At 69.3% G+C, this 12,786-nt stretch carries 11 protein-coding genes and 1 pseudogene; 8 read left to right on the plus strand and 4 right to left on the minus strand.

Going from position 1 to position 12,786, the window contains the following annotated elements:
- Window positions 1–45 precede the first annotated feature (45 nt).
- Complete coding sequence (gene nucS, locus ACFP6A_RS05380) at window positions 46–741, minus strand: endonuclease NucS (RefSeq protein ID WP_379602118.1); 696 nt, start codon at window positions 739–741, stop codon at window positions 46–48.
- A gap of 137 nt (window positions 742–878) precedes the next feature.
- On the opposite strand from nucS, the gene ACFP6A_RS05385 reads away from it, so the two are divergent.
- Genes ACFP6A_RS05385 through ACFP6A_RS05395 form a run of 3 tightly spaced genes read left to right on the plus strand, consistent with a single transcriptional unit; the run spans window position 879 to window position 3,835 of the window.
- A complete protein-coding gene (locus tag ACFP6A_RS05385) occupies window positions 879–2,657 on the plus strand; it encodes a 3-hydroxyacyl-CoA dehydrogenase family protein (protein WP_379602119.1) in 1,779 nt (592 codons plus the stop codon).
- A gap of 45 nt (window positions 2,658–2,702) precedes the next feature.
- The gene (locus ACFP6A_RS05390; protein WP_379602120.1) at window positions 2,703–3,029 is read left to right on the plus strand and encodes a hypothetical protein; all 327 of its coding nucleotides are present in this window, start codon (window positions 2,703–2,705) and stop codon (window positions 3,027–3,029) included.
- Window positions 3,030–3,067: 38 nt separating this feature from the next.
- Entirely contained in the window at window positions 3,068–3,835 is a 768-nt protein-coding gene (locus tag ACFP6A_RS05395; RefSeq protein ID WP_379602121.1) for an alpha/beta hydrolase, read from the plus strand.
- On the opposite strand, the gene ACFP6A_RS05400 is transcribed toward ACFP6A_RS05395, so the two are convergent.
- Window positions 3,810–5,198, minus strand: coding sequence for an AI-2E family transporter (locus tag ACFP6A_RS05400; RefSeq protein ID WP_379602123.1), 1,389 nt, complete (start codon window positions 5,196–5,198; stop codon window positions 3,810–3,812). The two genes, ACFP6A_RS05395 and ACFP6A_RS05400, sit on opposite strands and share 26 nt — an antisense overlap.
- Window positions 5,199–5,243: 45 nt before the next feature.
- Complete coding sequence (gene ccrA / locus ACFP6A_RS05405) at window positions 5,244–6,581, minus strand: crotonyl-CoA carboxylase/reductase (protein ID WP_379602125.1); 1,338 nt, start codon at window positions 6,579–6,581, stop codon at window positions 5,244–5,246.
- A gap of 373 nt (window positions 6,582–6,954) precedes the next feature.
- Here ccrA and ACFP6A_RS05410 point away from each other — a divergent pair, with 373 nt between their 5' ends.
- Both ACFP6A_RS05410 and ACFP6A_RS05415 read left to right on the plus strand, forming a co-directional pair.
- Complete coding sequence (locus ACFP6A_RS05410) at window positions 6,955–7,230, plus strand: hypothetical protein (protein ID WP_379602127.1); 276 nt, start codon at window positions 6,955–6,957, stop codon at window positions 7,228–7,230.
- A gap of 104 nt (window positions 7,231–7,334) precedes the next feature.
- Entirely contained in the window at window positions 7,335–8,162 is an 828-nt protein-coding gene (locus ACFP6A_RS05415) for a hypothetical protein (RefSeq protein WP_379602129.1), read from the plus strand.
- Here ACFP6A_RS05415 and ACFP6A_RS05420 read toward each other — a convergent pair.
- Window positions 8,155–9,723, minus strand: a complete 1,569-nt coding sequence (locus ACFP6A_RS05420) for a hypothetical protein (RefSeq protein ID WP_379602131.1) — start codon at window positions 9,721–9,723, stop codon at window positions 8,155–8,157. The two genes, ACFP6A_RS05415 and ACFP6A_RS05420, sit on opposite strands and share 8 nt — an antisense overlap.
- Window positions 9,724–10,315: 592 nt before the next feature.
- On the opposite strand from ACFP6A_RS05420, the pseudogene ACFP6A_RS05425 reads away from it, so the two are divergent.
- The 3 genes and pseudogenes from ACFP6A_RS05425 to ACFP6A_RS05435 form a co-directional block, all read left to right on the plus strand.
- A pseudogene (locus tag ACFP6A_RS05425) lies at window positions 10,316–10,600 on the plus strand (type II secretion system F family protein); the annotation flags it as partial.
- Window positions 10,601–10,829: 229 nt separating this feature from the next.
- Complete coding sequence (locus tag ACFP6A_RS05430) at window positions 10,830–11,213, plus strand: DUF732 domain-containing protein (protein ID WP_379602133.1); 384 nt, start codon at window positions 10,830–10,832, stop codon at window positions 11,211–11,213.
- A gap of 331 nt (window positions 11,214–11,544) precedes the next feature.
- Window positions 11,545–12,387, plus strand: coding sequence for a hypothetical protein (locus tag ACFP6A_RS05435; protein ID WP_379602135.1), 843 nt, complete (start codon window positions 11,545–11,547; stop codon window positions 12,385–12,387).
- The last annotated feature ends 399 nt before the right edge of the window (window positions 12,388–12,786 follow it).

The following is a 12,786-nucleotide window of genomic DNA, read 5'->3' on the forward strand; positions in this document are numbered from 1 at the left end:
CGGGCCAGCATGCCCGCCGTCCGGCAGGCTGTCAGCCGTCGGCGCTCAGAAGAGCCTGGACGCCACGTCGTCCACCCCGCGCAGCGCGTCGTAGTCGAGCGTCACGCAGCGGATCCCGCGGTCCTGGGCGAGCACCCGTGCCTGCGGGCGGATCTCCTGCGCCGCGAACACCCCCGTCACCGGCGCCAGCCGGGGGTCCCGGTTCAGCAGCTCGAGGTACCGGGTGAGCTGCTCGACGCCGTCGATCTCGCCGCGGCGCTTGATCTCGACCGCCACCGTCGCCCCGCGCGGGTCTCGGGCCAGGATGTCGACCGGGCCGATCGCCGTCGGGTACTCCCGGCGTACGAGGGTGTACCCCTCGCCGAGGGTGGAGATCTGCTCGGCCAGCAGGCGCTGCAGGTGCGCCTCGACGCCGTCCTTGACCAGGCCGGGGTCGACGCCCAGGTCGTGCTGGGAGGAGTGCAGCACCTCGTGCACCCGCACGACGAGGCGGTCCTCGCTGCGGGTCGCCTGCACCGTCCACACCTGCTCCACGCCGGCCGCGGCGTCCTGGGGCGCCGGCTCGGCCACGGTCAGCGAGCACGGCGGGCTCATCCAGTTCAGCGGCTTGTAGGAGCCGCCGTCGGAGTGCACGAGCACGCTGCCGTCCGCCTTGACGACGAGCAGCCGGGTGGCCAGCGGGAGGTGGGCGGTGAGCCGGCCCACGTAGTCCACCGAGCAGCGGGCGATGACCAGACGCACGGCGCGGAGGCTACCGGCGCGACGCAGGTGACCGAGCGCACGGTTCTGTGCCGGCCCCGGCTCTGCGAGGATGCCCGTACCCGGCGCCGGCGGCGCCGGTCCCGCCACGAGAACGCAACGCACTCCCGGAGGACGTCATGGCCCGCGAGATCAGCACGGTCGGTGTGGTCGGCCTCGGCACGATGGGATCCGGCATCGTCGAGGTGCTGGCCCGCACCGGGCTGTCCGTCGTCGCCGTCGAGGTGGACGACGCCGCCGTCCAGGCCGGTCGCGGTCACGTCGAGCAGTCCACCGGGCGCGCCGTGCGCCGCGGCAAGCTCAGCGAGGAGGAGCAGGCGGCGCTGCTCGGGCGGATCTCCTTCACCACCGCGCTGGAGGACCTCGCCGGCACCGACCTCGTCATCGAGGCGGTGCCCGAGCACCTCGACCTCAAGCAGGAGATCTTCGGCAAGCTGGACTCGATCGTGTCCGCCGACGCGATCCTCGCCACGAACACCTCGAGCCTGTCGGTCACCGAGATCTCCGTCGCCACCCACAACCCGCGCCGCGTCGTCGGCATGCACTTCTTCAACCCCGCCCCGGTGCTGCCGTTCGTCGAGGTGGTGCGGACCGTCGTCACCGAGGAGGACGTCGTCGCCGACGTCGTCGAGCTGGCCCGCCGCCTGGGCAAGGAGCCGGTCGTCGTCGGGGACAAGGCGGGTTTCATCGCCAACGCGCTGCTGTTCGGCTACCTCAACCACGCCGTGTCGATGTACGAGTCGCGGTACGCCACCCGCGAGGACATCGACGCGGCGATGCAGCTCGGCGCCGGCTACCCGATGGGCCCGCTGGCGCTGATGGACCTCATCGGCCTCGACACCGCCTACGAGATCCTCGACACGATGTACAAGCAGGGCCGCGACCGGCTGCACGCGCCGAGCCCCATCCTCAAGCAGATGGTCACCGCCGGCCTCAAGGGCCGCAAGAGCGGCCGCGGCTTCTACACCTACGCCGAGCCGGGCTCCTCCCAGGTCGTCCCGGACGAGCTCACCCCCTCCGGCGAGCCGCCGGCCGGGACCAGCCTGCGCGACGTCCGCCGGGTCGGCGTGGTGGGCTCCGGGACGATGGCCACCGGCATCGCCGAGGTGTTCGCCAAGGCCGGTCTGGACGTCGTCCTCGTCGCCCGCGGCCAGGAGAAGATCGCCGGGGTGGTCGCAGCGATGACCAAGAGCCTGGAGAAGGCCGTCCAGCGCGGCAAGCTCTCCGAGGACGAGCGGGACGCCGCCCTGGCCCGGTTCACCGGCAGCACCGACCTGGAGGACCTGCGCGACGTGGACCTCGTCGTGGAGGCCGTGGTCGAGGAGCTCAGCGTCAAGCAGGCGCTGTTCTCCAACCTCGACGAGATCTGCCGGCCCGGCGCCGTCCTGGCCACCACGACGTCCTCGCTGCCGGTGGTCGAGTGCGCGGCGGCCACCGAGCGTCCCCGCGACGTCATCGGCATGCACTTCTTCAACCCCGCCCCGGTGATGCGGCTCGTGGAGGTCGTCCACACCGTCTCGACCGCGGACGACGTCACTGCCACCGTCGTGGACCTGTGCCGCCGGATCGGCAAGCACCCGGTGACCTGCGGTGACCGCGCCGGGTTCATCGTCAACGCCCTGCTGTTCCCCTACCTCAACGACGCGGTGAAGATGCTCCAGGCGCACTACGCCAGCGCCGACGACATCGACCTGGCGATGAAGAAGGGCACCGGCTACCCGATGGGTCCCTTCGAGGTCCTCGACGTCGTCGGTCTCGACGTGGCCCTGGCGATCGAGCGGCAGCTGTACCTGGAGTTCCGCGAACCGGGCTTCGCTCCTTCACCGCTGCTCGAGCAGCTCGTCATGGCCGGCTACCTCGGCCGCAAGACCGGTCGCGGCTTCCGCACCTACGCCTGACATGGCGTGGTGATGCCCGCCATCGCCCTGGGTCACAATCGGTGCGTGCCCCGCAGCAACCGGCCCCGTCGCGGCGGCCGGCGCGCGCCCGCGGCCCGGCCCGCCCCGCTTGACGTCGAGCGGGCGCTCGGATCGGCGCCCCGCCGCCAGGGCGGGGACGGCCGGGAGTGGTTCGTCCGGCCGGTCACCGGCGCCGGGTCGACGAAGACCTACCGGTGCCCCGGGTGCGACCAGGAGATCCCGCCGGGGGTGGCGCACCTCGTCGTCTGGCCTGCCGACGACCTGCTCGGTGAGGACAGCGCCGTCGCCGACCGCCGGCACTGGCACCGGCCCTGCTGGCAGGCCCGGTCCCGGCGGCGCCCCCGGCGCTGAGCACGGTCGGCACGGGGCGTCGGTAGGCTGCCGCAGCGATGAGCGAACCCATCCGGATCCGGTCGAACACCGTCCTGCCCGCCCGCCGGGAGGACATCGAGCTGCACACCGCCGACGGGCTGACGCTCGTCGGCGAGCTCGCCCTGCCGCTGGACCGGGACCCCGTGGCCACCCTCATCACGCTGCACCCGCTGCCCACCCACGGTGGGTTCATGGACAGCCACGTCTTCCGCAAGGCCGCCTGGCGGCTCCCGGCGCTGGCCGACCTCGCCGTCCTGCGGTTCAACCTGCGGGGAGTCAGCAGTCCTCGGGGGACGAGCGAGGGGCACTTCGAGGGCGGGGACGGCGAGCGCTTCGACGTGGCGGCGGCGATCGAGTACGCGGAGTTCCACGACCTGCCGCGGCGCTGGCTCGTCGGCTGGTCGTTCGGCACCGACCTCGCCCTGCGGCACGGCTGCGACCCGTCCGTCGAGGGCGCCATCCTGCTCTCGCCGCCCCTGCGGTACTCCGGCCCGGAGGACCTGCGGCGGTGGGCCGACTCGGGCAAGCCGGTGCTTGCCCTCGTCCCCGAGCACGACGACTTCCTGCCGCCGGGGCCCGCCCGGGAGGGCTTCGCCCCGCTGACCCAGGCCGAGATCGTCGTGGTCGAGAACGCCCGGCACCTGTGGGTGGGGGAGGCGCAGGTGCGCCGGGTGCTCGACGAGATCGTCGCCCGGGTCAACCCCGCGGCGTCGCCGTTGCCGACGACGTGGGCGGGCGACTACGAGATCGTGGACGACCTCAGGCCCGGTTCTGCTGCGGGATGACGACCTCTTCGACGATGAGCAGCAGCCCGGCCGCCAGCGGGATGGCGATGAGCGCGCCGACGATCCCCAGCAGGCTGCCGCCGGCGAGCGCCGCGACGAGGATCACCCCGCCCGGCGCGGAGACGGTGCGGGCCATGACCCGTGGCGCCAGGACGTAGTTCTCGAACTGCTGGTAGGCGATGTAGTAGGCGGTCAGGATGAGCGCCGACGTGAAGGACGTGAACAGCGCCGCGATGACGACGATGACGGCGCCGAGCGTCGCGCCGACGAGGGGCACCACGCCCAGCAGGCCGACGGTGAAGGCGAGCACCTCGGCGTAGGGGATGCCCATCACCGACAGCACGATCCAGCTGAGCAGCCCGTTGATGGCGGCCAGCAGCAGCTGGCCGCTGACGAACCCGCCGATGCGGCGGGTGATCTCGTCGCCGAGCAGCTGGACCCGGCGGCGTCGGGAGGCGGGGACGAGGGCGTAGGCCATCGACTTCATGCCGTTGAGCGAGGCGAGGAAGTACAGGGTGAGCACGAGCACGGTGACCGTGCTGGCCACCCCGGAGACCACGGCCCGGCCCGCGCCGAAGATGCCGCCGAAGACCGTCGTCACCGTCTGCCCGCTGGCCAGCACCGACTCCAGCTCGGTCAGCACCCGCTCGGTGACCTCGTACTCCTCGTCGAGGTCGTTGAGCCACTCCGAGCGCTGGAGGTACTGCGAGACCTGCTCGACGTACTGCGGGGCGTTCGCGGCGATCTCGCTGGCCTGGTCGACCACCGGCGGGATGACCGAGGACATAAACGCGGCGAACACGGCGAGCAGGCCGAGGAACACCAGCGCGATCGCCGCACCGCGCGGCACCCCGCGGCCCTGCATCCACGCGACGACCGGGTCCAGGCCGAGGGCGAGGAACAGCGAGATGACGACGAGCGTGAGCACCGAGGACATCGCGCCGAGCAGGTTGACCAGACCCCACGCGACGAGGACGCCGATGGCGCCGACGAAGCCGACGTAGAACGGGTTGCTGCGGTTGATCGGCTGGCCAGGCGGGCCGAAGCGGCCCCGCCGGCGCTCCGGCCGGCCGGTGTCCGGCCCCAGGGTGGGGGCACCGTCCGAGGTCTCGGCCGCGACGTCCGGGTCGTCGGCAGTGGCCCCCGGGGGACGCGTGTCCGCGTCGGCCGGCTCGGCGCCGGCCTCCTCCGGCGGGGGGTTGAGCAGGGCGTCGAGCGTCGGCACACCGGTCACCGCCTGCCGTCGGGCGGCGCGCGGGGGACGCGGGTAGCCCGTGGGGCGCGGCCGCGCCGGGACGGCGGCCCGCAGCCGGCGGACGCGCTCGCGCCAGCGCCGCACCCGGCCGCCGCCGTCCTCGCTCACGAGCGTGACCCTAGCGACCGCGGGGCGCTCGCCGGCGTCGGCGCGTCACACGTTGCGGAACCGGTTGATCTCCTGCTCGTGGCGGGCGCGCAGCTCCGGGTCCCGGACACCCAGACCCTCCTGTGGCGCGAGGGCCAGCACGCCCACCTTGCCCTGGTGCAGGTTGCGGTGGACGTCGTAGGTCGCCTGCCCGGTCTGCTCGAGGGGGTAGCTGCGGCTCAGCGTCGGGTGGATGAGCCCGCGGGCGATGAGGTCGTTGGCCTCCCACGCCTCGCGGTAGTTCGCGAAGTGGGACCCGACGATCCGCTTGAGGTTCATCCACAGGTAGCGGTTGTCGTACTCGTGCCAGAACCCGGACGTCGAGGCGCAGGTGACGATGGTGCCGCCGCGGCGGGCGACGTAGACGCTGGCGCCGAAGGTCTCCCGGCCGGGGTGCTCGAAGACGATGTCGACGTCCCGCCCACCGGTGAGCTCCCGGATCCGGGTGCCGAAGCGCTTCCACTCCCGGGGGTCCTGGGTGGTCTCGTCCTTCCAGAACCGGAAGTCCTCGGCCTTGCGGTCGATGACGAGCTCGGCGCCCATCGCCCGGCAGATGTCGGCCTTCTCGGCGCTGGACACCACGCACACCGGGGTGGCGCCGGCGGCCAGCGCCAGCTGGGTGGCGTACGACCCGAGACCGCCGGAGGCGCCCCAGATCAGGACGGTGTCGCCGAGCTTGAGGCCGGCGCCGTTGCGGGAGATCAGCTGGCGGTAGGCGGTGGAGTTCACCAGGCCCGGGCTCGCGGCCTCCTCCCAGGTGAGGTGGCCCGGCTTGGGCATGAGCTGGTTGGCCTTGACGAGCGCGAGCTCGGCCAGGCCGCCGAAGTTCGTCTCGAAGCCCCAGATCCGCTGCTCGGGGTCCATCATCGTGTCGTTGTGGCCCTCGGGGCGCTCGAGCTCGACCGACAGGCAGTGCGCGACGACCTCGTCCCCGGGCTTCCAGGCGTGCACCCCCGGGCCCGTGCGCAGCACGACCCCGGCCAGGTCGGAGCCGATGACGTGGTAGGGCAGGTCGTGCCGCTTGGCCAGCGGCGAGGTGCGTCCGTAGCGCTCGAGGAAGCCGAACGTCGACACCGGCTCGAAGATCGACGTCCACACGGTGTTGTAGTTGATCGCGCTGGCCATGACGGCGACCAGGGCCTCGCCGGGGCCGAGCTCGGGGGTCGGGACGTCCTCGACGTGCAGCGAGCGGCGCGGGTCCTTCTCCTGCGCCGGCAGGCCGGCGAACATGTCGACCTCGTCCTTGTGCACGGTGACCGCGCGGTAGTGGTCGGGGACGTCGAGGGCGGCGTAGTCCTCGCTCGTCGCGGTACCGGACAGGATGGCGTCGAGGATGTGCTGCACGGCGGGCTCCCTGACTGTGTCGGCGTCGTGGTGACCGGAGGCTACTGAGCCGTAGCCTCCATCGCGAGGGGATGCCCCCGGTGACGTGGGTCTCTCCCTGCACCCTCCCATCCCCATCCCTCGTGATCATGCAATCCCGCCACCCCACCCCTCGTGATCATGCAATCCCGCCACCCTGGCCCGCTCGCAGAATGCTGGATTGGTGGCGCAACACGCCGGTGAACGGGTGCGGAATCCAGCATTCTGTGCGAGACGGCGCAGGCCGCGGTGACCACGAGGCGTCATCGCGTCATCCACAGGGGGACTCCCGCGGACCCGTGATTCGCCCTACTCTGCCGCCTCGGGGTTGCGGAGAGCGACGAACGGGGAAGTCGTGGACGCGGTGGCGATCGTCGAGGACGAGGTGCGCGAGCTCGTCCGCCGGCGCGGGCTCGACCCGTTGCGGGACCCGGTGGCCATGCGCCGGCTCGTCGAGGACGCCGTGGCCGACTACGACGAGCGGTCCCTGACCGGCCACCTGCCGCCGCTGCCGCAGGACGTCGTGCGGTCAGTCCTGGACTCCGTCGCCGGTTTCGGGCCGCTGCAGCGCTACCTGGACGACCCGCAGGTCGAGGAGCTGTGGATCAACGAGTCAAGTCTAGTTCCCTAGAGGCCGCTAACGTACCTATTCGGACTGCGGATCCAGCCGCCATCTCAGTGAACTTTGACTGTTGCTCGTGGACTCCACCCTCGGAGGGTCGATACGGTCCGGACGTGACTGATGATGCTTCGGCCGCGACCCGCGATAGCGACGGCGCCCTGTTCGAGACGGCGGACGATGACTCGCTGGAAGCTGCGACCGCGTCCACGCCCGTCGCTGCATCGGCGACTCCGCTCATCGCGCCGACCCTCGAGGACGTGCTGCGGGACATGAAAGCCAAGTATGACGCCGACCCGGTGAATGCGGTGCGCAGTCAAGGGTTCATCAAGATGCTGCATCGGCACATCGCCGACGACCTCCGCTCTCGCCTGACGGCTGAGGCGCGCAAGCAGGGCGTGGAGGTGAAAGAGGAGGCCAAGATCTTCGGCTCACACAAGCCGAAGGACGCCGATGTTGCGGTCATCCACCCAGACAACGGGGTGCTGATGAGCATCGGCGTGCGCAGTCAGATGAGTTCCGTCGGGCAGAACGTCTTGGAGTACTACCAAGGCATCATCGGTGAGTGCATCAGTCTCCAAGATCGCTTCCCCATGGCGGTGTATGGGTACGTCTACCTGCACCCAGTTCTCAGCAAGAAGTCCGCCAAGCGAAAGGGAAAGAAGGTCATAGTTGACGAACACCCCGATCACCCACGCTACGCAAGAATGTACAGCGCGATCGCCGGACGGGATGGGACCCAGTACAAAGACATCCGAGGGATCTACGACCAGTTCGCATACATGGTGGTGGACTTCAACAAGACCCCGCTCCCTGAGATCATGGACAGCCTTGTGCAGGCATCGGTCCCGCTTACGGAGCGGGATATGCAGATCAGCACATTCGTAGATCGCCTGGTTGCCACCTTCAAGCGGCGTAACATTTGGCTCGACTACTTCAGGTGACGACCGGCCGGCCGAGCCGCCAGGACGCGAGGGTGGCAATCCCTTCTCGCATCAACCCCACCGCTTCAGCGCCGTACTTCTCCGCCAGCGCCACATCGCCGACTTCGTAGGCCTTACGGAGGTCGCCAGCGCGCAAAGCCTCCTCGACGCGCGGTAGGTACCTGCTAGAGACGGTGTGCGGTTTGGGTACGCGCACACTTCCCGCCTCATTGGGCACAAGCACCAGAACGCCACCGCCAAGGGAATGGACCTCCAACTCGGCGTGCAAGAGGGTCAGGGAGGTGTACCAACTTGCAGCAAAGGACGCAGCGTCGCCTTGGCGCAGGTAGCCGCAGAGAAGGCTGTTTGTCGCAACATAGCCGCCATCGTTGACCATCAGTACGGGCAGCGACGAAAACACTGACAGCACCAGGTCGGGCACCTTGACGCCCGGCACGCGATACCAGGGCTCGCGCACCTTGCATTTGTACGCTCGGTGAACGCCCAGACGCCTTCCGTATCGCTCGTACCGCTTTTCAGGCTCCGACAGCTCCTCCCCCGGAAGCCAGAGTTTAGAGGTTGCCGACCCTCCAAGTGCCGAGGTGTAGAGGCCTCCTCCACGAATGCGTCGAGCGTTTGTGATGGCAGGCCGCAAACTTGACTCTGGCAGCGATCGCTCCGGCCCAGGATGAAAGTAGTCCTTGTCGCCAGTGACGTACCCGATGTTGAACGTCGCCAGGTCTCGCACGGGGACAGTCCACTCTGCCGACCCCACAAGAAATTCGCGCACCGCTGACGGGAGGAGAGCCTCCTGAAACACCCGTTCTCCAGCGATGACGCGACTCACGGGCACCGTAGACGTCGCCTCCGGCTTCCCAGCGATGAGGTCCTCCACCTTACGGTGCGCCTCGAAGAGCACCGAGTCAGTTCTGCGCCCCTTGTGGTCTGCGAAGAGCAGGAGCACATCCTGGCCGAGGTCGGGGAAGAGGCGCTCCCGGACGCGAACGACGCGCAGGGAGCCGAACGTAGCGGCCAGGTACCGCCAGAGCGGACGCGCGTACCGGACGTATGTCATGTCCCAGGGAAGTACGAGAGCCATGCGCCCGTCGGTGCAGAGGAACTGCGCGGCGCGCGATACGAACGGCATCCATACACTGCCGCTCGACTGCATGGTCTCGCCCATGTCGGCTCGTGCTGCGCCGAGGGCACTTACCACCTGCTCCTCAGGCAGCGCCCTCAGTCGAACGTACGGCGGGTTACCGATCGCTGCGTGCACGGGTCGGACGGGCGCTTGCAGGAAGTCACCAACGGCCAGTTCGTCGGCGGTGACGAGGCCGCGCTGCACCACGTCTGCGGCCGCGCGCGGGTTCAACTCGGAGGCGACGAACGCGGGTCGTCGCCAGCCCCGCGCTGCCGCGACGTCGTTCGCTGCCGCAATGAACGAACCGTCTCCGAGGCTCGGTTCGAGAACTACATCCTCCGGTGAGCGGATCGCCCAGCTTGCCATGTAGTGGGCGGCATCCGCCGGCGTATAGAAGGCTCCGTACGCCTTCCGCTCCGACAGGAGCAGAGCCTCCGTCACATGCACCTCCTCTAGTTGCTGCCCCCATCTTGAGGCACGGGACGGCCCCGTCAGTGTCCGACAGGCCGGGCTAGAGCGAACTCTCGCAGCCACCGGTGACACCCGGGTAGTTTGGGGTCGAGGCTTAACATGGCCCGCCCCATCCGCGTGCTCGCCAGGGTTCGGGCCGTCGCACGGGCGCGGCGGTGGTGCTGGTGAACCACGTTGCCAAGGGACCTGGCGCCGGCCGGTTCGCCATCGGGGGCCGGGCCAACTTGGCGACCATCAGCGGCGCGGCGTACCTGGTCAGGCCGCGCTCCCCGCTGGGACGAGGCCTCGCCGGCGAGGTACACGTGTGCGTCGCCCGGCAGCCCTCTTCGTTACGCGGGAGGGGAGTCTTGTTCGAGCACAAGGGTTTCCGCACGAGGCCGGTTCCTGCGTACCGGCGTCGACCTCGCCCCGGCTGCTAGCGCACCGGTCGGGGGTGTGAGCGTTGGCCCTGGTCGTGGAACTTCTGCTGGGAGCAGGTGTGTTCAGCATTTAGTGGTCGTTCTGGCCGCAGACCGGGACGAGTGCTCGTCGGCCACGGTGGCGGGACCGCGTCCATGACGCCTTGGCGCAGCTGCTTCGGACCCTGTCGGCGTTCCTGCGCGAGGACGCCCGCACTCGCGCCGAGCTCGAGGCCCGGCAGAGCTGGACCGTCAAGGCTGCCCGGCTCGCCGTGGCCGCGCCCTGGATCGTGCCTCGGGCTGCTGGCGACCGCCCTGAGGCCGTCGCCGCCTACAACCGTCCCGCCGGCGTCCTCGTCCTGGCCACGGGTGCCGCTGTCTCCGTGGTCGCCTACCGGCTGATGGTGCGGCTCGGCCGGCTGCCGGAGGAGGAGCGGGTGCTGCGGTGAGCGCGACGTCCTGGCTGTCCACGCCCGTCGGCGGCGCCGTCCTCCCCGATGGCCGCCGCGACGTCGTCGACGAAGCATGCAGAGCCCGACCTACGGAGGAGTGTCATCTTGACGCAACATGGGTGATCATGAATGATGAAGTTAGGCGAGGAGATGTCCCCTGCCCCTGCGAATGCCACAACCCGGGGGATTTTGCGGCGGCTGCGAACAACAAGGATGTGGTAACCGAATGATAACCCGGACCCTGGCCGCCACTGCCGGCGCAGCCCTACTACTCACCAGCTGCAGCATCACCATCGGCACGCCCAGCGACGACACACCCCGCACCGCAACCGTCCACAGTACCGAACAAGACTACGTAGACAACCTGCTGTCCTCCGACACCGGCTGGACCGAGGACGACGCTTGGTACTCGGTCGACACGGCCAAGACCATCTGCCGGTCCCTGCGAGACGACCGGCTCACCTTCGGGGGCATCCCCGATATCCTGTTTGAACACGGTATGGACCCGGAGCAGGGCGGGACGATGGTCCTCTACGGGGTGGAAGCCTTCTGCCCTGAGCTGGAGGATGAGTTGGCGCGTTACGCCGACGACTTTCTCGACAACCACTGACTCAAGACAGGAGACCCATGGGCTTGGTGCGGTAGTGCGACGGCCGACGCCCTGGGAGTCAGCCGGGGAGTCGGCCGCGCGGGCCGCTGCGATGTTTCGTCCATGGGAGCACAGCCGTTCCGTCGCGCTGGCGGGTCCACAGCGCCATCTCCAAGGCGTCCAGCCGCAGGTTTCGAGGTGCGCCGACCGGAGGATGCGCTGGGAGCAGGCGTCGGAGACGAACGCGGTGAACGCCATCCCGCACCACGTCGGGACGTAGGTAGAGTCGATCAGCCACAGCTGGTTCGGCCAGGAGGGGGAGAAGTCGGGTTGGTAGGGCACACTGTTGCTCATGGTGGAAGAGGACGATTGGAGACCCCTGGGGTATGACGAGGGGGACGCTGCTGCGGGCTATGACGCGCTGCACGAGGGCATCCCGCAGTGGTTACGCCGATCGCTGCTGGAGTGGTTCCGGTACGCGATTTCGCTCGGTAATGGTGACTATTTCGACCCTTTGCTCTTCCGGTCCGCGGAGAGAGTCCTGCGGGTTCCGTTGGACTATGATGGGGATAGCGCTTGGCACGCTACCGCGGTGGCTGAGCGCCTAGGCCACTTCACGTTCTTAGTGTTCATTGACTTCCTGCTCGCTAATGACTATGGGGATGCGAACGGCCTGGACAGGATCCTGCATGAGGCGGGTTCCGCGTGGAAGGTCGGGACCCGCGCGGGCAGACCGGGCTTGGTGCGGCGGGTGCCGGAAGGTGTGCAGCGCAACGCAGACCGAGTTATGGCTAGCAGCGGCCGGGCCGGTCAGCGGCTGGCGGAGGCATGGGAGAAGATCTTCGGCGTCCAACCGGATCCATCGGGCGCCTATGCCTTGGCTGTGAAGGCGGTCGAGGACGCTGCGATACCGGTGGTGGTGCCGAACCAGGCGAAGGCTACTCTCGGGCACGTCATCGGGCGGCTTCGTGATGACGGCGACGGGGGACTCTCTTTGACCCGGGAGGATCCTGGCGCCCCGACCTCTGAGATCGTCCTGCGAATGTGTCAGGCGCTGTGGAAGGGGCACCACGACCGTCACGGCGGTGGGGACCACGCCGTGCCCGGGGTGTCGAAGGAGGAAGCAGAGACGGCCGTGACCTTGGCGGTTCCGTTGGTGCAGTGGTTCGTGTCTGGGATGGTGGCCCGTCGGTAGGGCGACGGCCGACGCCCTGGGAGCCAGCCGGGGCGTCGGCCGCATGGACCGATGCGATGTCCCGTGAATGGGAGCACAGCCGTTGCGGCCCACGGAATGCCATGCCTCGAAGGCAATGGTCGCTAGCGTGTGGTCTCTCGTGCTTGCTTAGTCTGCAAGGCTCGGTTCCGCCCACCCTCGGGTGGGTGCCCCTCGTGTCCAGCGGGGAGCGCATGGGACGGTGGAGCTGGCCGGACGGCGTTCCCGTTCCCGTTGAGGACAACCCCCTCTCTCGGACGGTAAGACAGCCTCCGGCCGGTTATCGGGCTCTTCGCAGTTGACGGTGTAGGTGGCGACGGCGCGTCGTTGGCCGGGTAGGGGTCGAGGTCTTCCGATGATGGGAGTTCTGACGCTGCCCAT

Origin of the sequence: Quadrisphaera sp. GCM10027208 (genome assembly GCF_042658805.1) — a bacterium.
Taxonomy (GTDB): Bacteria; Actinomycetota; Actinomycetes; order Actinomycetales; family SCSIO-59966; genus SCSIO-59966.